Genomic DNA, 21,810 nt, shown 5'->3' with positions numbered 1-21,810 from the left:
GCGCCCCCTATTCCTCAATGCCTACAGGCATAACTATAGGCATGTCCTTGTCGGGCTTAAGTGTCAGCGGCCCATCGTATTTCTCCACCTGCACGAGCGTGCCCGTCCACGACTGGGAGGCTTGCCCCGACGCCTTCGGCGCCTGAAGAATATTCGGATCGCCACCCAAATCGATGCCCGTCTCCTCGTCGATGCGAATCCAGGCGCCGTCCTGCAGCGCCACGGCACCGGGCACAATGGTGGGCAGCACCTTGGCCGGGCGCAGCACTTTGCCGTAGGGGCTCGTCATCAACACTGTGTCCCCACTCTTGATGCCCCGGGCCTCGGCATCCACGGTACTCATGAAGCACTCTTGGGGGAATGCCTCGCGCAGCGAGACAACGTTGTCGTTCACCGTATGGGAGCGACGCAGGGAGTGCGGCGTCCACAGCAGCAGCGGATAGGCGTCGGTCTGAGTACCAGCACCCTGCTCGGGGTCGCCGATCTGCCACTTCGCGACGGGCGGAATGGCGGAATAGCCCAGCGAACTTACAACTGCCGAGAGCGTCGCGCTGTAAATCTCGAACTTGCCCGATGCCGTGGCAGCGGGATTGGCTACCGGATCAGCGATGAATGCCTCGAACGGCCGATAGGTGAGCGCGTCCCCCTTGGATCGCTGGGTCTTATAGCAGCCCTTTTCCTTGAACTCGGCGATGGTGATGCTGCCTTGTTGCGGTTCGCCCTCCACGCCCAGGGCGTTAATGTCTTCCTGGGTGATGGTGAACAGCGGCTCGTATGCTGCCGTTGCCTGGTCGGTCATCTTGATGGCGCCGGCGAAGGAATAGTAGGTGCGCTCGGCGTCGGTCATGGTGTTTACGGCCTTCGGATCGAGGCCGAGGCGGCTCGCCAGCTCTTCGGCGATCTCGGTCTCAGGGCGCGCCTCGTACAGCGGCTCCATAATGCGGTCGGCCCAGTACACCGTCTCGGCATTCACGCTCCAGGCTATGTTGCCCTTCTCCCACCACGTTGCCACGGGCAGCACAATGTCGCAGTATTGGCGCGAGGCATCGAAGAAGGGCGCGGCGCCCCACACGAAATCGACTTTGCGGAAGACCTTGATGCCGGCATTCGCGTTGGGCAGCGAGTTCAGACTGTTCTCGTAGCCGCCCGTGTAGATGACGTGGATGTCAAGGGGCTTCTTGCCGCCGGGCCAGGTGTCGCGTCCGTAGGCCCCGTCGAGAATGGACTGCCAGCACTCGGTGTAGTCCACCTTTTCCCAGGAGTCTTTGTCGGTAATTTCAGCCCAATTGGGCACAAGCACGATGACCGGGGGAGCCAGCGGGTTGACAGGGTTCTTGCCGGCACCGTTGGAGGCATCCCCCGCGAAGCAGTAGGGTGTAGTGGAATAGCCGTGCTCGTGCATACCGAGCCATCCCACATAGTTGCCCGGGGTTCCCACGCCGTGCATGAAGGCCAAGGTGTAGAAAGCCTGACCGAACATCTCGCCAGCGGGAATCTTGGTGGTGGACTGACCAGCGAAGAAATCGACCTTCTCGGTTTTAGCGATCTCCTCGGCGAGACGGCGCGTAGTGGCCGCAGGTACACCGCAGATAGCCTCGGCCCATTCCGGCGTCTTCGGCTCACCGTCGTAGGTGCCCAGCAGGTAGTCCTTGAAGTTCTCCTTGGGGTCCGCCCCCTCGGGCATATGCTCGGCATCGAACCCCACGCAGTAGGTGTCCAGAAACTCCTGGTTTTGCAGGTTGTTCTCCACCTGGTGGTACATCATACCGAGGCAGAACGCCGTATCGGTACCGGGCAGAATGGGCACCCACTCATCGGCGATGGCGGCAGCCGTCTGGTTGAGCCACGGGTCGATGATGACAAGCCTGCCGCCCTGTTCCTTGGCGTAATTCAGTTGAAGCGATGTGTTGCCGGCCTTGTTCGCCGCCCAGTTGTTGCCGAAATGGAAGTGCAGCTGGCTTTCGGCGAGGCTCAAGGCATCAGGAGCCTCGAAGATGCTGCCAGTCATGAACAGCTCCACACAGGGCCACGAGCCCAGCGACACCGTGCCCAAGTCATGATGTACCGCGCCACCCTTGGCGTTCAGCAGGCACACAATGGGATCGAAGTATTCCTCGCCGATATCACTATAGGCGGCAGCGAGGATCGATTTCGGGCCCCAATTATCGTAGGCCTTCTGCATCTCCGCGGCAATATAGTCGAGCGCTTCGTCCCAACTGATGCGCTCCCACTCATCACGACCGCGCATCTCGCCATTGGGGGCGTCGGGGCTCCAACCCTTGCGCTTCATGGGATACTTGATGCGCGCCGGGGAGGTCATGTTGCTGATCTGGGCGCGGCCGCGCGGGCAGGCTCGGCGCTGGGGAACCTCAATGGAGTCTTCCTCCTCGTCGGTACGGATACGCAGTGGAACGCCGTCCTCCACGTACACCCGCAGAAGGCAGCGCGAGTGCTCGCAGCTGCAGTTGTTCATGCAGGCCCCCGTGAGCCACTGCCCGTTGCCCTTCTCGCCGGGATAACCGAAATCCTGGGTTGTGCCGCCCGTCTCCGAAAGCTCCTCTTCCTTTGCGGGAGCGCAGGAGGTAAGCCCTGCCAGCGCCGTGGCGCCCGCAGTGGCAGTGCCCCACTTGACGAAGCTGCGTCGAGTCAGTTCATTACTCATACATGACCCTCCTCTTCCGATCGCAGGGAAAGCTCCCTCGGCAAGGTCGTTTCCCCTCTTTTCTCCAGTACGACCCATGCATAGGTGCAACCGTCCTAAACTTGTATGACGGTTACAGCGCCCATACTATCATGCAAATCTAGGACAGTCAACTACTATTGATGCCCAATATTGCAAGTAATTACTCTCTCTTTCGCATCTTCTCTCTGCTGTAATAGTGTCCTATTGGTGTATTCTAGATTTCCAAGCGTATTTCTCAAGACTAAGACCGCTCAAACAATTCTCGTTGCCGGATAATTCCTCCTGTGGTACCTTATCGAGCAGAGGGAGATAGTCGTTGCAATCGGTCTATCTGAATTGAAGGAGTCATCATGCGATTTATCGTAGCCCTCGTTGTGTCCTTTGCCCTTGTCTGGGCCTGTGCGAAACCCTTGAAGAAGCACCCCGTCCCGTTCTATGTCTGCGCTGTGGCGCTCGTGGCCCTGTACTTCTGGGGCGTGTCCGCCGGCGTGCGCGGCGAGGCCTGGTCCTACTTCCAGCCGCTCATGCAGCGCTGCGCTTTGGCCTTCCTGTTGTTCACCGTGGTCATGTTCGTGGGCGTGCTCGGCGAGGGGAACCCGCTGCGCACCCACCTCATGCCCATCCGCCGGCAGCTGTCCATCCTCGCCTGCATCTTCGCCTGCGGGCACATCGCCTTCTACGGCGCCTCCTACCTGCCGCGCCTGGCGAGCGCCTTCTCCGGCAACTTGGCCTTCTCCCTGGGGCTCGCGGCGCTCATCACCGCGCTCATGGTGGTGCTGTGGGTCACCTCGGCCCAGCGCGTGAAGCACGCCATGAAGGCGGCCAGCTGGAAGCGCGTGCAGCGGCTCGCCTATCCCTTCTACGTGCTCACCTACGTGCATCTGGCGCTGCTGCTCATGCCCAGTGCTGTGGCCGGCAACGAGGTGGCCGTGCTTTCCATCGCCGTGTACTCGGTTGTCATGGGCGCCTATGTGGTCCTGCGCCTGCGCAAGGCCGCTGCCGACCGTCTGGCCGAACCAGCCGCCGCAGCCTCCGACCTCGACCTGGAAGCCGCCCCGGCGTAAACGCTTCAGAACGTCGTGGGCCTTCTAAAACGTCGGAGGAGCCAGATGCATGGAGCCGAAGGTGCCACTTGTTTGCTCGGCAATGCAGAACGCCATGTAAAGAGGCAGATACCATATGGGCTTACCCTCGCGCTCACGCCGCTCCACATTCGCCGAGGAGAGCACGCAGGCCTCCCCTATCTCGAAGTCGTGCGTGCCCAACAAATTGTTGAGAGCCGTATGCAGCTTGTAGTCCTTCCCCGACTTGACCTCAATGGGCACAAGAGCGCCGTCGTTGCGCTGCGCGATGAAATCCACCTCGCCCTTTCGGCTGCTGCAGAAATAGAACAGATCGGGGTTCTCGTTACTGAGCGCCTGGGCGACGGCATTTTCGTAGACCGAGCCGAAGTTCACCGAGGGTGCGTCGGCGATGACATCCAGCATTGTCTGGGGCGCGTACTGCGATAGCAAGAGCCCCGTGTCGGCCTCGTAAAGCTTGAACTTGTTCTCTTGGGCCGTTCGCCTAAGCGGGCGTTTCGGTTCGCTCACTTGATAAGTCGGCAGCACAACCGCCGCATCGATGAGCCACGCGAAATCGTTGGCGTAGCGATCGTACACGGCCCCGCTTTTCAAAGCGTCCATGCGAAAGCGCTTGTTCACCTTATCGAGTTGCGAGGGGACGGCATCGAATACCCGCCGAATCTGCGGTGCGCGACCTTGGGCATATTTCGCGATATCGAACCGATACTGCTCCACGATCTGCGAAGCAACAGCGCGCACCGCCATCATGTCGTAGGAGGAGTCGAGATACGCACTCACCGCCTCAGGCATTCCACCAATAGCTACAAAGTACCTGAACAAGCCGGAAAGCCTCTCGTGAAGTCCTGCATCCAGCCCCTTTCGAGCATCAAACGCCTCTCTGATGTCGTCGATGATCGCCTGTGGCACGTTTTGCGACCAGCAGAACTCCTCGAAATCGAGAGGGAACATGCGCTCGATCTGCACATAGCCTACCGGGAAAGAGCGAAAGCCCTTCATTTCGGTACCCAGCATCGATCCGGAGATCACCACCCGATGACGGCCATCCTCGACGAGGAACTTCACAGCGGTAATAAGATCGGGTGCCTCCTGTATCTCATCGAGAAAGACAAGCGTCTCTCCAGGAATTACAGGCATGCCGCAAATCAGAGAGAGACGCGAGACGAAGTCTTCCGCATCCTGTGCTTCCGAAAGAACCCGAATGGCCTTCTCGTCCTCCAGAAAGTTCACTTCGGCAAGATGAGCGAAGTGTTCGCGAGCAAATTCTCTCACGATATAAGTTTTTCCCGTCTGTCGCGCTCCCACGAGCAGAAAGGCCTTCTTTGCCTTGCTTTCGTTCCAGCGTTCAAGTACCTGAAGCATTTTACGTCGAATTGCAGCCATGGAAAACACCGCTTTCATCAGGTAACTGTTTCCAACACAGAAAGAATACCACGTTCTATGTAGCTAATACGGAAGGATTTCAGCCGAAATTGTGTCTAGCGCAGAGAAACTGTGTCTCTGGTGCGGCATTTCTGCGCAACCACGCTGCCGAGACGACCCCTCCCTGCCGCCAAGCCCGAGCCAGAGCCGGTCGCGGCGCAACAGTCCCCTATTTGACGGTTTTTCTCATGACTCCTATAGCGCTGCCGTGCCCCGTGCGCCAAACAAACGTTGCCGAAAACCTCCCAGGAAATTTTTGTAGTGCTGTCGAGGAGAGTAGAAATGTGGGTGCACCCCATTCTCGAGCTGAGGCGCCCCGAGATGCTAACGCAGACACGCCGCGCTTCGAAGCCGTGCGCCGCGGCGATTCCTTCGTCAGTCTCCCTCGATCATCGAGGCGTCGCCGAGGCGGTAGCCCTCGCGCCAGATGGTTTGCAGGTAGCGGGGCTTGCTGGGGTCGTCCTCTATCTTGTTGCGAATCTTGCGCACGAACACGGCGATGCTCGCCGACTCGGGCCGATAGGCCTCGCCCCACACGTTGGCCATGATGTCCTGGGCCGAGAACACCTCCCCCACATGATTGGCGAGAAACGCGATGATCTGGAACTCCTTCGGTGTGAGGTTGACGTAGCGGCCGTGGACGAGCACCTCGTTGCGCTTGAGGCGAATCTCCATGTCGCCCAGGCGCACCACCGCACGGCTCCGGCGCGGCTCGCGCCCCTCGTCGGCCAGCCGGGCGCGGCGCAGCAAAGCCTCGATGCGCATGGCCAGCTCCTGGCTGTTGAAGGGCTTTGCCACGTAATCGTCGCAGCCGGCGGCGAACCCGACGCCCTTGTCGACGATGTCGCTTTTCGCCGAGAGCATCATGATGGGCACATGCGGGTCGCGGGCGCGCAGATCGCGGCACAAATCGAACCCGTTCACCTCAGGCATCATCACATCGAGGATGACCACATCGGGCTGCTCGCGCTCGAAGGCCGCGAGGGCCAGGGCGCCGTCGTAGACGCACAGGCAGGTGTGCCCCGCGCGCTCGACGATTTTGCACACCGCCTCGCAGATGTCCCGCTCGTCGTCAGCAATGAGAATCTTCATCTTCATCCTCCTCGATGGGGGTGACGGGCAGCGTGACGGTGAAGGTGCTCCCCCGCCCCGGCTCGCTTTCCACCGATACCGACCCGCCCAGGGCCTCCGCCGTCTTCTTCACAAGGGAAAGCCCCAGGCCGCTGCCCCGGTATTTCCGGGAAATGGAGGCGTCGGCCTGCACGAAGCGGTCGAATATGCCCTCCTGCCGCTCCTTCGCGATGCCGATGCCCTCATCCTCGACGGCAAGCGTGAGTTCCCGCCTCCGCCCGTCATAACTTGCCTTCAACCACACCATGCCCCCGGCGCCGGTGAACTTCACGGCGTTGCTCAGCAGGTTGGTGAGGATTTTCTCCAGCTGCGCCCAGTCGCCGCGGATGAGGGGGACCTCGCGCGCGATGGCGAAGTCGACCCCCACGCCCTTCTGCTCGGCAATGGGCCCGACCGCGCCGACGGTCACGGCCGCCAGGTCGGTCACGTCGACGGGGTCCCGGGCGAACTCAAGCGCACCGGATTCCACCCGCACCATATCGAGGGCGTTGTTCACCATCTCGAGGAGCACCTGGCTTTGGGTCTTGATCTTCTCGAGGCACTCGCGGCTCTCCGGGCTGTGCTCCTCCCCCGACGCCTCCCACAGATCAACGAAGGCGAGGATGGAGGTCAAAGGCGTCCGCAGCTCGTGGCTCAAGATGGCCACGATGTTGGTGCGGTACTCGTTTTCCTGGGCGAGCTTGCCGTTGGTCTGCTCCAGAAGCTCGTTGGTGCGCGCCAGGGCGGCCCGCTGTTCTTCCAGCATCTCGTTGGCCTCGCGATAGAGCCGCGTGCGCGAGCCCACCTTCTCCTCAAGGGTGGTGTACAGCGAATCGAGCTCGCCGGCCATGGCCTTCACACCCTGCACGAGCTCGTCGACTTCGCGGGAATAACCGCCCTCCGGCACAGGCGTGCTGAAATTCCCCTGACCCATCTGCTCCACGGCGGCCTCCAGAGACGTGAGCGGCTCGGTCACGCGGCGGCGGAAGAACAGCAGGCTCGCCAAAAATGTGATCGTGAGGAAGAGCACGAAAAAGCCGATGATGAGCACCGTGTTCCGGTTGATGCCCGCCTGGTACAGATCCGTCGGCATGCTAATGCTCACCGCACCGCCGATATCGCCGGCGGAAAGCCCCTCTTTCGGAAAGCCCGTCACATCCAGCTCGCCGGCCGGGGCACCGTGGCACTCAAGGCAGCTGTCCGTGAGGTAGATGGCCCCCACATAGCGGTACTCCCGGGAACCGTCCGCGGCATTGACAAAGCCCGTGTACTCGGAGGCGCCCTCGTGGTAGAACGCGTCGAGGGCCCGCTGCTCGAACTCGTCGGGGGCATCGAGGGCGTTGCGGGGATCGAGCCGCGTATAGCGGAGCGTGTAGCGGCCGTCGGTGCTCAAGGTGAACAGCTTGCCCACCGATTTTCCCACCAGCGAGCAGTAGAGCCCCTTGAAGTTGTAGGTCCCGTCGCGGTCATAGTTGATATTGGGCTGTTCGTAGTCGATGAAATCCCACGTCGCCCGCACCGATTTCTCCAGAATCCGGGCCTCGGCGAGCATCTGCTCCTCCATATGGCGCGACTGCTCCTGATAGGACATCCAGCCGAACAGCGCTACGAGCACCACCGCCACCGCGGTCATGAGAGCGATATAGCGCACCACCAAAGGCCGGCTGCGGCGCGGCTTTGCCCCATCCCCCATAAGATGCCTCCGAACTTTCTTCTTCCCACGCTTCCCGCGCCCCGTGCCAGCTTATCCCGAAACCCCGGCGAGCCGCAAGCCCACCTCGGACTTGCGGCATCGCTCGGGAACGGGAAAGGCTACAGGGTCACGGGCGTGCCCTCGTCTTCCAAGGCCGCGGCACGCGCCTTGATGAGCGTGTGCGAGCCGGTGGTGTCCTCGCCCAGGGCGGGAATGGAGCTCACTGCCTCCGCGCCGTACTTGGCGCGCAGCTCCTCCACGTCGCCGAAATCGAGCGCCCGGTAGGGGCACGCCTCCACGCAGGCGGGAAGGTAGCCGGCGGCGCGCCACTCGGAGCAGGCGTCGCACTTGACCGACAGCCCCGTGGTCTCATCGATCTGCGGGTGCCCGTAGGGGCAGGCGTTCACGCAGCTGGAGCAGCCGATGCAGGCCTCGGCGTCGCGCACTACCGCTCCCTCGTCGGTCTTGGAGAGCGCCCCGGTAGGGCACTTCGCCATGCAGGCCGGGCTCTCGCAATGATTGCAGGAGGCGGAAAGATGGTACAGCTTCACGGCCGGGTAGGTTCCCACCTGGCGGCTCGCCACCTTGCGCAGCACCGGGCCCACGCCCAGGCGGTTCTTGTCCTTGCAGGCCACCTGGCAGGTCTTGCAGCCGGCGCAACGGGTCTGATCGTAGTAAAAACCTATCTGAGTCATGAGTGTCCCCTCCTACGCCATGGCGACGGTGCGGCAGGGCAGCTCGCAGTCGGCCACGAGCGCCTCGCCCTCGTACTTCTCGAAGTTGCAGTTGTAATTGTTGTAGCCCGAGGTGCCCATGCCGCTGGTCACCGAGCCGCACAGCACGTTGTCCATACCGGCGACGTCGATGCCGTCGTCCTTGCTGAAATCGGCCCAGGCCCCATGGGGAAGGCCGACGCAGCCGGGCATGAGCATCTCCACCACCGAGGCCGTGCGCAGCACCGAGCCGTGGGCGCTGTACACCCGCACGGTATCGCCGTCGGCCACGCCGCGCGCGGCCGCATCGGCGGCGCTCACGAACACCGGCGCCGACCATGCCTCGCGCAGCCACGGCACGTTGTCCATGACGCCATGGGCACGACGCAGGTAATGGGGGTTGTACACGATGAGCGGGTACTCGCTGGCCGCCCCGCCGATCTGGCGGTCAGCGAACATGCCCTCGCGGCCCTCGGGGGAGGCAACATAGGTGGGATAGGGCTTGAAGGTACCGGCGGGGCTGTAGCCCATGGAGTTCAGCATGTCGCCCTTGTACTGGCAGTAGATCTCCAGCTTGCCCGAGGCGCTCTCGCGGGGATTGGCTTCCGGGTCGTCCACGAAGTCCTTGTAGCCGATGTAGGAATAGCCGTCGCCCTCGGCGCGCTTGACCGTGTAGCAGCCCGCTGAGAGGAAGTCGTCCAGGGCGATGTCGCCCTCCTGGGGCTCAGCGTCCACGCCCCACTTCGCGATATCGTCGGCGGTGATCGTCACCAGGGGCTTCTCCTCGCCGGCGGCATCCACATAGGTGCACCCGACGATCTGGTTGAAGAACGCCTGCTCCTCGGTGATGGGCCACAGCTCGTCGGGGTCCATGCCCAAACGCGCGGCGAGCATGCGCCCGATCTCGAACTCGGTCTTGGCCTCCCACAGAGGCTCGGTGACGCGGCTGTAGACGACCACCGTCTCGCGCGAGCGCTGGTGTCCCGCAAAGCCGCCCACGCGCTCCCATTCCGTGGCGCAGGGCAGCACGATGTCGGCATAGGCCGCGGACGTGTCGAAGGTGTAGGCGAGGTCGGTGACGAAATCGAGTTTCTGGATGGCCTCCCGCGCATCGCTTAGGCCCACCGCCGTCTGCAACGTGTTGCGCCCCTCGATGTTGAGCCACTTGAACTCAGTTTCCTTGATGTCCTCGGCGTTGAAGTTCACGCCGTAGGCGGCACCGGTGGAGTTGTAGCGCCCCTCCCGGATGCACTGCCACATGAGCGGCTCGGGCATGGTGTCCGCCAGCGCGTTCTTCGTGGCCGGCAGGCCCGTCTCGCCGAACTTCACCAGCGCGGGGCCGCCGGCGCCGGCGTAGGTCTTGTAGGCACCGCCGCAGGCATGGCCCGACTTGCCCATGTGCCCGCCCATGGCCCCCATGGTCATGAAGAGCTGGGGGATGTTGTCGGCCGAGGCGCAGCGGGCCAAGGCGTAGTTGTGCATGAGCATGACCTTGTGATCCTTACCGACGGTCTCGGCGAACCAGCGGATGTCCTCTACGGGAGTTCCGCAAATGGCGCTGGCCCATTCGGCCGTCTTCGGGGTGCCGTCGTAGTCGCCCACCAGGTAGCCGCGGAAGTTCTCCTGCAGGGTGGCGTCGGCGGGCATGTGATCGCCGTCGAAGCCGACGCAGTAGGTGTTCAGGAAGTCGTAGTCCACCACGTCCTGCTCGATCATCTCGTAGCACACGCCCAGCATGAAGGCCGTATCGGTGCCGGGCAGCACCGGCACCCAGCGGGCCTCGAAGTACGCTGCCGTGGCGTTGTAAGAGGGCCCGACGTAGACGAACTGCACGCCGGCATCGCGGGCCTCGTTGAAGTTGTTCATGGTGGAGCCGCCCGAGGACCAGGCGGGGTTGCCGCCCATGATCACGATGGTGTCGGCGTTCTTGTTGTCGAAGCGGTCGTTCAGCTCGCCCAGATCCTGGGAGGGAAGCCCGAGCGCTACGATGTTGAAGGCGTAGGTTCCGATGGAGCTCGTATCGGAAAGGGAGATGTGGCCGCCGAGCTGGTGGAGAATCTTGCCCACGGCCAAGGCCTTGGTGCCGATGACGGCCGCAGGGCCGAACTCGCCGTAGATGCGCTCGGCCTCTTGGGCAATGTAGTCGATGGCCTCTTCCCAGCTGATCTGCTCCCATTGGTCGCGCCCGCGCAGCTCACCGTGGGCATTGGCACCGCCGCCGGGCTGCCAGCTCTTGCGCTTCATGGGGAACTTCACCCGATCTTCGCCGAAGACCTGCTGGGCCCGTGCCCGCCCGCGCGGGCATCCGCGCTGCTGCAGCCACTCGAAGCTGTCCTCATGGGAAGTCTCGCTGCCCTGGCGCACCACTTCGCCGTCGCGCACGAGCACGCGGTTCACGCAGCGGCCGCCGCAGTTGTCCCAGCATGCTGCAGCAATCCAGGTACCCTCGTCCACCGATGTGGCGCCGGCGGTACCGGCCAGGCCTTCCTTCGGGGCCGGAGAGCTCGGCGCGCAAGCGACCAGAGACGACAGGGCCCCCGCCGAAACAGCGGCGACGGCACTGCCCTTCAAAAACCCGCGACGCGAAAGAGCGCCCGGCTCGAACACGTTCTGAGAATCGTCCATTGCGTCCCCCTACTTTCCTTGCTCGACTCAGCCAAGGCCGCGCCCTGGCTCTTGCAAGGACAAATATACGGAGCGGTTCTGCGGTCAACAAGATACCATGAAGGTAACCGCCCTGGTAATTCAGTAAGGAAGATTACCAGCTGGTAAGGGTAGAAAAAGGGAGCCGGCGCAAAGGCCGACTCCCTTCGGGTGAGGCGATCTGTCCGCGAGCACCTACTCGGCGGCGTAGAGGTCCTTAAGCTTCTGCAGGTGCGACCAGCGGGCCATGGCGGCCTGCTCGTTCTCGGCGAACAGCTCCTCGGCGCGCTCGGGGAACTCGCGGGTCAGGCGGCTGTAGCGGGCCTCGTTCATGAGGAAGTTCTGGTACTCGCCCTCGGCCGGGTCCTTCGAGTCGATGACGAGCTTCTTGCCCGGAGCGCCCTCGGGGTTGAAGCGCAGCAGGTTCCAATAGCCGCAATCGACGGCCTTCTTCATCTCGGTCTGGCAGTTGGTCATGCCGCCCTTGATGGAGTGCATCTCGCACGGGCTGTAGCCGATGATGAGAGAGGGGCCCGGGTAGGCTTCGGCCTCGGTGATAGCCTTGATGGTCTGGTTGAGGTTCGCGCCCATGGCCACCTGGGCCACGTACACATAGCCGTAGGTCATGGCGATCTCGGCCAGCGACTTCTTCTTCACGTCCTTGCCAGCGGCGGCGAACTGCGCCACCTGGCCGAGATTGGAGGCCTTGGAGGCCTGGCCGCCGGTGTTGGAGTACACCTCGGTGTCGAACACGAACACGTTCACGTCCTTGCCGGAGGCGAGCACGTGGTCGAGTCCGCCGTAGCCGATGTCGTAGGCCCAGCCGTCGCCGCCGAAGATCCACACGGACTTCTTGGTCAGGTACTCCTTGTTGGCCAGGATGCCTGCCGCCAGCTCGGCCACCTCGCCGGTGCCCTCGGCCGCCGTCGTCAAGGCCGCCACATAAGCCGCAGCCGTCGTCTTGGAGGCCTCGGCATCCGTGCGGGCCTCAAGCCACGCGCGGGCCGCGTCGGCCAGCTCACCGGCCGCTCCGGCGCACTCGATGAGCGCCTCGGAATCGACCACGACCTTGTCCTGCACAGCCTCATAACCCAGAAGCATGCCCATGCCGTGCTCCGCGTTGTCCTCGAACAGCGAGTTGGACCAGGCCGGGCCGTGGCCGTCGGCGTTCACCGTGTAAGGAGAGGTGGCCGCCGGACCGCCCCAAATGGAGGAGCATCCCGTGGCGTTGGCAATGTACATGCGGTCGCCGAACAGCTGGGTGACCAGGCGCGCATAGGAGGTCTGGGCGCAACCGGCACAGGAGCCGGAGAACTCAAGCAGCGGCTTCTTAAACTGGCTCGCCTTCACCGACGTGCCCTCGAGCTCAGGCTTGGCCGCCACCTTGTTCACGCAGTAGTCGAACACCGGCTGCTCGTCCAGCTCATCGGCGATGGGCATCATGGTGAGCGAGTCGGTCGGGCACTGGATGACGCACAGGCCGCAGCCCATGCAATCCAGCGGCGACACGGCCAGCACGTACTGCATGTCAGCGCCCACCTTGCCCTTCACCGGCACGTGCTTGGTCTGGGCCGGAGCCTGCGCCATCTCGGCGTCGGTCAGCGCGAAGGGACGGATGGTGGCGTGGGGGCAGACGAAGGAGCACTGGTTGCACTGGATGCAGGTATCGGGGTTCCACTCAGGCACCGACACGGCCACGCCGCGCTTCTCATAGGCCGAAGCACCCAGCGGGAACTGGCCGTCCTCGTAGCCGACGAAGGCGGACACGGGCAGCGAGTCGCCGTCCATGCGGGCCACGGGCTCCATGACGTTGGTGACGAGCGCCACCGTCTCGGGACGGCCATCGATGTCGGAGGTCTTTGGCGCCGCTTCGGCCGTCTTCCACGCCTCGGGCACGTCCACCTGCACGAAGGCAGTGGCGCCGGCGTCAATGGCCTTGTGGTTCATGTCCACGATGTCGGCGCCCTTCTTGGCGTAGGACTTCGTGGCGGCATCCTTCATGTACTGGATGGCCTCCTCCTGCGGCATGACCTTCGCCAGAGTGAAGAAGGCGGACTGCAGGATGGTGTTGGTGCGCTTGCCCATGCCGATCTCGATGGCCAAATCGATGGCGTTGATGAGGCAGAGCTTGATGTCGTTCTCGGCGATGTAGCGCTTAGCGGCGGCCGACAGGTGCTCCTCCAACTCCTCGGGCGTCCACTGGCAGTTGATGAGCAGGGCGCCGCCGGGCTTCACATCGCGCACGATGGGGAAGTCCTTGGTGATGTAGGAGGGGTTGTGGCAGGCCACGAAGTCGGCCTTGTTCACGTAGTAGGGGCTGCGGATGGGGCTGTCGCCGAAGCGCAGGTGCGAGATGGTCACGCCGCCGGTCTTCTTCGAGTCGTACTGGAAGTAGGCCTGAACGTACTTGTCGGTGTGGTCGCCGATGATCTTGATGGAGTTCTTGTTCGCGCCCACGGTGCCGTCGCCGCCGAGGCCCCAGAACTTGCACTCGATGGTGCCGGGGGCGGCGGTGTTGGGGGCGGGAACCTCCGGCAGCGACAAGTTCGTCACGTCGTCGACGATGCCGATGGTGAACTGGCGGCGCGGCGCGTCCTTCTCAAGCTCGGTGTACACGGCGAACACGGAGGACGGCGGAGTGTCCTTGGAACCGAGGCCGTAGCGGCCGCCGATGACGGTGATGCCCTCGCGGCCTTCCACGGACAGCGCGTTCACGACGTCCATGTACAGGGGCTCTCCAATGGAGCCGGGCTCCTTGGTGCGGTCGAGCACGGCGATCTTCTTCACCGTCTCGGGCAGGGCGGCCACGAACTTCTCGGTGACGAAGGGGCGGTACAAGCGCACCTTCACGAGGCCCACCTTCTCGCCCTGGGCGGTGAGGTAGTCGATGACCTCCTCGGCCACGTCGCAGATGGAGCCCATGGCCACGATGACGCGCTCGGCATCCGGGGCACCGTAGTAGTTGAACAGCTGGTAGTTGGTGCCCAGCTTCGCGTTCACCTTCTCCATGTACTCCTCCACCACGGCCGGCAGGTCGTTGTAGATGGGGTTGCAGGACTCGCGGTGCTGGAAGAAGATGTCGCCGTTCTCGTGGGAACCGCGCATGGCCGGGCGCTCCGGGTTCAGGGAGTGCTCGCGGAAGGCGCGCACGGCATCCATGTCGCACATCTCGGCCAGATCCTCGTAGTCCCACACCTGGATCTTCTGGATCTCATGGGAGGTGCGGAAGCCGTCGAAGAAGTTCAGGAAGGGAACGCGGCCCTTGATGGCAGCCAAGTGGGCCACGGCGGACAGGTCCATGACCTCCTGCACGTTGCCCTCGGCCAGCATCGCGAAACCGGTCTGGCGGCAGGCCATGACGTCGGAGTGGTCGCCGAAGATGTTGAGCGCCTGGGTGGAGACGGTGCGGGCCGACACGTGGAAGACGGTCGGCAACTGCTCGGCGGCGATCTTGTACATGTTGGGGATCATGAGGAGCAGGCCCTGACTGGCCGTGTAGGTGGTGGTCAGCGCGCCGGTGGCCAGAGAGCCGTGAACCGCGCCGGCCGCACCGCCCTCGGACTGCATCTCGCACACCTTCACCGTGGTGCCGAAGATGTTCTTGCGGCCCTGGGCGGCCCAGATGTCGACGAAGTCGGCCATGGGGCTGGAAGGCGTGATCGGGTAGATGCCGGCAACCTCCGTGAACGCATACGAGACATGCGCTGCGGCGTTGTTGCCGTCCATCGACTTGAGTTCTCTCGTCATGTTCCTCTCCTTATCTGGCCCGCACGGCATCGGCCGGCTTGCGGCCTCGTCGCTCAACGCGCGGGTGGTACTGTCGCGGAGAGGTCGGAGGGACGAAGCGCGTCCGACGATGCGGGTCGGATTTGCTCTGCGAACAGAAATACCTGTCCGATATTAGCAGCCCGCGCGCGCCAACGCGCCGTCAACGCACGGGCGGGCCGCGCTAGGCTTATCCCCGTCGGTCGGCGGGGCACCTGCATCTTTGTCATGGGCTTTCTTCGAGCTGCTCCAACTTTCTATATAATAGGCTGCGGAAAACAAAGAAGGAGCCTTTACGATGCTGAACTTCCCCCTCACGCGGCGGGCCTTTGTGGCCGGGACGGCGGCGCTGGCGGCCGGAGGCGCGTTGACGCTGGCCGGCTGCTCGGTGGAGCAGCCCATCGAGCCCGGGCCCGCACCGGCAGATCCGGCCGACGACAACGCGCCCACCGAGCCCGTGGCCGCGCAGAGCGGCGTGGCCCGAACGCTCACGGCCGCCATGGCCTACGAGGGGAGCGATCCGAACCCCATCGGCACGAGCTCCGGCGTCTTTCTCGCGGCCGGCTGGCACGTCTTCGAGGGGCTCTACGAGCTGAACATGCATACCTATCGGGCCGAGTGCGGCCTGGCAGCCGACGCGCCCGTTCAGATAGACGACTTGGAATACGAGGTGACCCTGCGCGAGGACACCGTCTTCTCCGACGGCTCGCCGCTCACCTCCGCCGATGTCGTGAACGCCTTCGAGCGCAACGGCGAAAGCGACCTGTACGGCGCGTTCCTCTCGTTCATCACGGCAGTGTCGGCCCCCGACGAGCGCACGGTGCACTTCAAACTGAACGCCCCCATGGGCTCGGTGCTGCAGGAGCGCCTGGCCCTCGTTCGCGTGTTCCCGGCGACGATCACCGACGAGGAGCTGGCAAGCAAACCCGTCGGCTCGGGTCCGTGGTGCTACGAGACCATCAACGCCGCCGACGGGGGCCGCATCTCCTTCACGGCGAACCACCGCTACACCGGCCCTTGGCCAGCCACCTGCGAGCGCATGGAATGGTCGGTGCTGCTGGACGATACGCGCCGCACTGACGAGCTTATCGACAAAGACGTCATGGTCATGGAGGCCGCCCCGGTCGTGCGCGCCGAGGAGCTGGCCGATGCGGGGGCCACGGTGGAATGGGTGCCCGGGTTCAACCTCCCCTTCCTCATGTTCAACTGCGAGAAGCCGCCCTTCGACGACGTGCGCGTGCGCCAGGCGCTGCTGTACGCCATCGACGTCGACTCGCTCATCGGCACGTACATGGCGGGCCACGCGCGGGCGGCCACGTCCCTTCTGCCCGATTACTTCCGGCATTACCACCGCGCGGCCACGGTCTACAGCTACGACCCGGAGAAAGCGCGCAAACTTCTGGCCGAGGCCGGCGTCGATGAGCTGGCCCTGACCCTGCGTGCGAACGACAACTGGGTGAGCACGCTCGCCCCCGCCATCGCAGAGGACTGGAAGGCCGTGGGCGTCACCGCCGAGGTGGTGCTCCTGGACACGACGGCCCTGTTTGCGGACCTATCCACGGAACCGGAGCCGGGCACGCTTCTGCCCTTCGACGTCGTGCTCTCCCCCGGCGACCCGTCGTGCTTCGGAAACGACGCCGACCTCATCATCAGCTGGTGGTACGGCGACAACGTGTGGACGCGCGCCCGCAGCCGCTGGGCCACCACCCCGGCCTTCGCGGAGATGGCAGAACTTCTGGCCGAGGCGCGGTCGAAGACCTCCGAGGACGAGCAGCAGCCCCTGTGGAACCAATGCTTCGACATCATCGCCGCCGAGGTGCCCCTCTATCCGCTGTTTCATCGCGAGACGGCCACGGCCTGGTGGACGGCCCAGCTGGACGACTACGACCCCATCTCGGCCACGGGACTCAACTTCCTCGGCACGACGCCCATGCGCGACGCCGATCCCATTTAGCGCCAGAAGACCACCGCGTCGAGCAGCCCCTGGTAGGCCCACGGGTACACATCCGAGTACCAGCCGGTTTCCGGGGCAAGGCAGAGCAGGGCGCTGTAGGCCACCGATACGCCGACGAGCACGAGCAGAAGCTTCAGCATGAGATCGTGAAGGGCCGCCCGGTCGGCCAGCGACTCGTTCACCACGAAGCACAGAAGCACGGCGGCGGCCAGGAACATGAAGCTGAAATCGGCATAGTACCGCTGCAGGATGCCCGCTAGCTCCGCATCGAGCAGCGCCACGAGCACGCCGGAGGCCACCAGCACCACGATGATGCCGAAGATGGTACGCGTCTCGGCCTGACGCGCCCGCATCCCCAGAATGCGCCGCGTGAAGGCGAGCACCCACAAAATGGGCAGGCAGGCGAGAATGCCGCCGAAGGTCACTTCCTTGATGGTCTGTCCCATGTAGGTGGTCTCGAAGAGCGCCGGCTGCAAAAACGGGAAGACGCCGGTCATGCAGGGCGGCTGTAGGAAGTAGGTGAAGAACGCCGGGGCCAGGCGACCGACGTTCATGCCGCGCTTGGTCATGTCGTTCACCGTCAGGTTGTAGTTCGCGCCGAAATCGGTCAGCGAGCCGAAGCGCGCGTAGTTGTAGGCCATGATGCCCGCGGCCACCAAAACGTAGGGGGCCGCCAGGCAGGCGAACTCCACGATACCCCGGCGGGTGGCCAGCCGGCGCTCGGTGATGTAGGTGCGCCAGAACAGCGGGAAGGCCAGAAGTGACAGCACGAGCAGCTGGGGACGGCAGCCAGCCACGAGCGCCATGCACAGCGACCCGGCGAACAGCCAGCCGCACTTGTGCGCGGCGAGCCGCGAGCGCATCCAGCAATACAGGCCCCACACCGAGAACGCCAGGCCGCACATGATGGGCAGGGAGTAGAAGGTCGGGAACTTCACGAGGTACATGATGCCGCAACAGAACACGAGCGGTATCTGAAGCAGCAGGTACACGCCGAGGCTCACCGAGCGGAAATGGTAGCGGGCGAATCGGTCGAGAAGGGCCGTGGCCCCCAAGATGAACAGCAGCGCCATGACGAGCACGCCGATGGCCGTGGGGAAATTGGCCCCGGTGAGCAGATAGAAGGGCAGGTAGAACAGCAGCACCGGCACCACGCCGAAGTAGACGTAGTAGTGCCCGTCGTGGTAGGCCACATCGAACAGGTAGGGCTCGCCGGTCTCCTTCTGGGCCTCGTCGCGGGCGCCCTTGTCGTAGGGATCCTCCATGTCCTTGAGCCACTGGGGCGGCTCCTCCTCCAGATACAGCTGGCCTTTGGCCATGGCCTGGGCCAGCATGGCGTACTGCTGGGCGTTGTCGCCGCCCACCTCGAAGGTGTTCACGAGCGACGTGCCGTTCCAAGCGCCGTAGTTGTAGGAAGAGGTGGCCACGCCCACGAGGTTCGAGCCGTAGAAGAGGAACGTCGTCGTAAGCGCCAGCTCGATGGCCACGGCGAAGATGATGCCCGCCTTCGACTTGCGCGGGTTCTCGACAATGCGAATGCGGTAGATGGCCGACTTGGGACGGAACGCGTAGCCCAAAAGCAGCAGCCCGAAAACGGCCACAAAGCGCAACGGGTTGAAGGCGAAGGGGCGGTGGGCATTCAGGGAAACGCCGTTCAAGAGGATGGGGTAGGAGACGTCCTCCCCCACTACCTCGATGCGCAAGTTCTCCACATACCCGGCGGTCTGCAGGTTGATGAACTTGCTCGGATCCACCACCGTGGACACGCTCGCATCGGGGATGCCGACGGTGTACTCCGTGGTGTCGAAATAGGTCTGGTGGGCCGAGTCGGTGAACTGGATCTTCACGGCGATGTTCTGGGCCGGCTGATCGGCGTTGAAATCGATGCGGATGTTGCGCACCTCGGTGTTCAGGCTGGAGAACTCGAGCGTGTGATCCACATCAGTGAGCAGAAAGGCACCCTCGTCGTTGCGCTGGAGCTGAATACGGTCGTCCAAGTTGATGGTTCGATAGCCCGACGAAGTGAAGAAGTTGATATTGAAGACGAAGACCTCCAACGCCAGGGCGATAAGAGCAATGATCGCCACCGCCCGGGCCACCTTCAACAAGGTACCGCGGTAGACGAGCATGAAATGCTCGAAGGTGTAGGCTATGTTCTCGCGCACAGTGGGCATGAGGGAGATTATACCGTAGGGGCTGACCTTGGTCAGCCCTCGCAAGCAGAACGACAGCGCACGACAAAAAAGGGGCGACCAAGGTCGCCCCCTACGGGTTTGGCTGCGCGTTCTCCGGCCTACAGGTCGAGGGCCTCCTTGACGTCGGCGTACACCACGTTCGGGTCGCGGTCGCCGTCGATGGTGACGAGCAGCTCGCAGCCGCGGTAGTAGTCGATCAGCGGGCTCGTGGACGTCTCGTACACGTCGAGACGGTTGCGCACCGTGGCCTCGTTGTCGTCGTCGCGCTGGTACATCTCGCCGCCGCACTTGGGGCAGGCGTCGCCGTCGGCGGCGCTGCCGATGTAGCCGCAGTCGCGGCACATGCGACGAGAGGTGAGACGGGCCACAATGACCTCGGGATCCACATCGATGAGCAGGGCGGCGTCCAGCGGACGGCCCAACTTGGAGAGCTCCGCGTCCAGCGCCACAGCCTGAGCCGAGGTGCGCGGGAAGCCGTCCAGGATGAAGCCAGCGGCCGTGTCGTCGTCCTGCAGGCGCTCGGTCACCAGGCCGATGATGACGTCGTCGGGCACCAAGTCGCCGGCGTCCATGTAGGACTTGGCCTTCTGGCCCAGCTCGGTGCCGGCGGCCACGGCGGCGCGCAGCATGTCGCCCGTGGAGATATGGGGCGTGGAGAACTCCTCCACCAGCTTGGCGGCCTGAGTACCCTTGCCGGCACCCGGCGCCCCCAAAAGCACGATGTTCATAGCAAACATCCTTTCCTATTCGGACTGCGCGTCCGCCTTACTTAAAGAAGCCTTCGTAGTTGTACATCTTCAACTGGCTCTCCACCTTGCTCATGGTGTCAAGCGCCACGCCGATCATAATGAGGATGGACGTACCGCCGAAGGCCTGGATGAGCTGGTTGTTGGTGAAGTAGAAGATGATGGTGGGCACAACCGCGATCAGCGCGATGAAGATGCCGCCGGGCAGCGTCACGCGGTTGATCACGTTCTTGATGTACTGCACCGTGGCCGTGCCCGGACGCACGCCGGGGATGAAGCCGCCCTGCTTGCGGATGTTGTCCGCCGTCTCCTCCGGATTGAACACCATGGAGGTGTAGAAGTACGCGAAGAACACGATGAGTGCAACGGTGAGCAGCCAGTTCAGCCAGCCGGTGGAGCACCAGTTCGCGAAGGTGGTCAACCAATCGACGTTGAAGATCGCCGCCAGCTGCGCCGGGAAGTAGATGATGCAGCTCGCGAAGATGATCGGGATAACGCCGGCCGCGTTCACCTTCAGCGGAATGTAGGTGGACTGGCCACCCATCATCTTGCGGCCCTGGACGCGCTTGGCGTAGTTGACCGGAATGCGGCGCTGGGCGCGCTCCACGAAAATGATCAGCGGGATGCAGACGAGCACCACGGCCAAAATCACGATGGTGAGCGCGATGCCCGTGCCCAGATCGCTCGTCAGGGTAGCCGACGAGAAGATGGCCGACGGCACGCGGGACACGATGCTCACGAAGATGATGAGCGACATGCCGTTGCCGATGCCGCGCTGGGTGATAAGCTCGCCCATCCACATGATGAAGGCGGTACCGGCGACCAAGGTGAACACGATGATGATGTTCGTGAGCGCCTCGGGCACCTCCGTGGAGAACTGCACACCGTAGGCCGGCGACTTGAACAGCAGCAGGTAGCCCACCGCGTTGATGAGGCCGAGACCCAGCGTCAGGTAGCGGGTCACCTGGGTGATCTTGCGACGGCCCGTGTCCCCCTCGCGAGCCCAGCGGCCCACGGCGGGGATGACGCCCTGCATCAGCTGCATGATGATGGATGCGGTGATGTAGGGCATGATGCCGAGCGAGAACACCGAGAAGTTCGACAGCGCGCCACCGGTGAACAGGTCGAGCATGGTCATAGCCACGCCCGTGTCCTGGAAGGCCGTGGCAAACTCATGGAAGGGAATGCCCGGCACCGGCACGTAGGCACCGAAGCGGTACAGCGCAAGAATAGCCAAGGTGAAGAGGATCTTCTTGCGCAGCTCCGGAACCTTGAATGCGTCAATGATTGAGCTTAGCAAGGCTCTTCGACCTTTCCTCCGGCCGCCTCGATCTTCGCCTTGGCGGAAGCGGACACCTTATCGACGCGGACAGTGAGAGCCTTGGTGATCTCGCCGTCGCCGAGCACCTTCACCAGCGCGTCGGCATGCTTGATGATGCCCTTGGCCTTCAGGGACTCGCCATCCACCACGTCGCCGGCCTCGAACTTGGCATCGAGACGGCTGACGTTCACGGGCAGGTACTCCACACGGTTGAAGTTGCGGAAGCCGGGCAGCTTCGGCAGACGACGGGCGAGCGGCGTCTGGCCGCCCTCGAAGCCGGCACCCTTGCCGCCACCGGCACGGGACTTCTGGCCGTTCATGCCGCGACCGGCGGTCTTACCGGTGCCGGAAGCGGGGCCGCGGCCCACGCGCTTGCGGTTCTTCGTCGAGCCCTCGGCCGGGCGCAGATCCTTGAGTTCCATGTAAGTAAATCTCCTTTTCGCTCTCTGAACGGGGAATTCCTCTTCCCTCAGTCAGTGCTAG

13 protein-coding genes are annotated in these 21,810 nt (G+C 63.6%); 2 read left to right on the top strand and 11 right to left on the bottom strand.

Annotated features, from left to right (window positions below; genetic code table 11):
• Positions 1 to 7: 7 nt before the first annotated feature.
• Entirely contained in the window at positions 8 to 2,662 is a 2,655-nt protein-coding gene (locus NE591_RS06670) for a molybdopterin-dependent oxidoreductase (protein ID WP_173112389.1), read from the bottom strand.
• Positions 2,663 to 3,033: 371 nt separating this feature from the next.
• Here NE591_RS06670 and NE591_RS06665 point away from each other — a divergent pair, with 371 nt between their 5' ends.
• Positions 3,034 to 3,747 (top strand): ferric reductase-like transmembrane domain-containing protein, encoded by a 714-nt coding sequence (locus NE591_RS06665; RefSeq protein WP_157012252.1) that lies wholly within the window; start codon positions 3,034 to 3,036, stop codon positions 3,745 to 3,747.
• Positions 3,748 to 3,771: 24 nt separating this feature from the next.
• Here NE591_RS06665 and NE591_RS06660 read toward each other — a convergent pair whose 3' ends face one another.
• The 6 genes from NE591_RS06660 to nifJ form a co-directional block, all read right to left on the bottom strand.
• Positions 3,772 to 5,166 carry an ATP-binding protein gene (locus NE591_RS06660; RefSeq protein ID WP_157012254.1) on the bottom strand — a complete coding sequence of 465 codons (1,395 nt, stop codon included), beginning with the start codon at positions 5,164 to 5,166 and terminating at the stop codon, positions 3,772 to 3,774.
• A gap of 396 nt (positions 5,167 to 5,562) precedes the next feature.
• Positions 5,563 to 6,279 carry a response regulator transcription factor gene (locus tag NE591_RS06655; RefSeq protein ID WP_173112383.1) on the bottom strand — a complete coding sequence of 239 codons (717 nt, stop codon included), beginning with the start codon at positions 6,277 to 6,279 and terminating at the stop codon, positions 5,563 to 5,565.
• Positions 6,260 to 7,990 carry an ATP-binding protein gene (locus tag NE591_RS06650; protein WP_157012258.1) on the bottom strand — a complete coding sequence of 577 codons (1,731 nt, stop codon included), beginning with the start codon at positions 7,988 to 7,990 and terminating at the stop codon, positions 6,260 to 6,262. The genes NE591_RS06655 and NE591_RS06650 overlap by 20 nt, the downstream gene beginning before the upstream one ends.
• Positions 7,991 to 8,109: 119 nt before the next feature.
• Positions 8,110 to 8,685 (bottom strand): 4Fe-4S dicluster domain-containing protein, encoded by a 576-nt coding sequence (locus NE591_RS06645; RefSeq protein WP_157012260.1) that lies wholly within the window; start codon positions 8,683 to 8,685, stop codon positions 8,110 to 8,112.
• A 12-nt stretch (positions 8,686 to 8,697) separates the two neighbouring features.
• Positions 8,698 to 11,328, bottom strand: a complete 2,631-nt coding sequence (locus NE591_RS06640) for a molybdopterin-dependent oxidoreductase (protein ID WP_173112378.1) — start codon at positions 11,326 to 11,328, stop codon at positions 8,698 to 8,700.
• A gap of 213 nt (positions 11,329 to 11,541) precedes the next feature.
• Positions 11,542 to 15,093 carry a pyruvate:ferredoxin (flavodoxin) oxidoreductase gene (nifJ, locus tag NE591_RS06635; RefSeq protein WP_256156502.1) on the bottom strand — a complete coding sequence of 1,184 codons (3,552 nt, stop codon included), beginning with the start codon at positions 15,091 to 15,093 and terminating at the stop codon, positions 11,542 to 11,544.
• A gap of 316 nt (positions 15,094 to 15,409) precedes the next feature.
• Here nifJ and NE591_RS06630 point away from each other — a divergent pair, with 316 nt between their 5' ends.
• On the top strand, positions 15,410 to 17,065 hold the full coding sequence (locus NE591_RS06630; RefSeq protein WP_173112372.1) for an ABC transporter substrate-binding protein: 1,656 nt from the start codon (positions 15,410 to 15,412) through the stop codon (positions 17,063 to 17,065).
• Here NE591_RS06630 and NE591_RS06625 read toward each other — a convergent pair.
• The 4 genes from NE591_RS06625 to rplO all read right to left on the bottom strand — a co-directional run bounded on the left by NE591_RS06625 (position 17,062) and on the right by rplO (position 21,749).
• The gene (locus tag NE591_RS06625) at positions 17,062 to 19,239 is read right to left on the bottom strand and encodes a cytochrome C oxidase Cbb3 (protein WP_173112369.1); all 2,178 of its coding nucleotides are present in this window, start codon (positions 19,237 to 19,239) and stop codon (positions 17,062 to 17,064) included. The genes NE591_RS06630 and NE591_RS06625 overlap by 4 nt on opposite strands.
• Before the next feature lie 119 nt (positions 19,240 to 19,358).
• Entirely contained in the window at positions 19,359 to 19,988 is a 630-nt protein-coding gene (locus NE591_RS06620; RefSeq protein ID WP_157012270.1) for an adenylate kinase, read from the bottom strand.
• A 37-nt stretch (positions 19,989 to 20,025) separates the two neighbouring features.
• Entirely contained in the window at positions 20,026 to 21,306 is a 1,281-nt protein-coding gene (gene secY / locus NE591_RS06615) for a preprotein translocase subunit SecY (RefSeq protein WP_173112366.1), read from the bottom strand.
• Positions 21,300 to 21,749, bottom strand: a complete 450-nt coding sequence (rplO, locus tag NE591_RS06610) for a 50S ribosomal protein L15 (protein ID WP_022740322.1) — start codon at positions 21,747 to 21,749, stop codon at positions 21,300 to 21,302. The genes secY and rplO overlap by 7 nt, the downstream gene beginning before the upstream one ends.
• Positions 21,750 to 21,810: the final 61 nt, after the last annotated feature.

The organism is Adlercreutzia sp. DFI.6.23, assembly GCF_024462535.1.
Classification (GTDB): domain Bacteria; phylum Actinomycetota; class Coriobacteriia; order Coriobacteriales; family Eggerthellaceae; genus Adlercreutzia; species Adlercreutzia rubneri.
The sequence above is the reverse complement of the archived record's forward strand: the minus strand, read 5'-3'. Positions and strand labels throughout refer to the sequence as shown.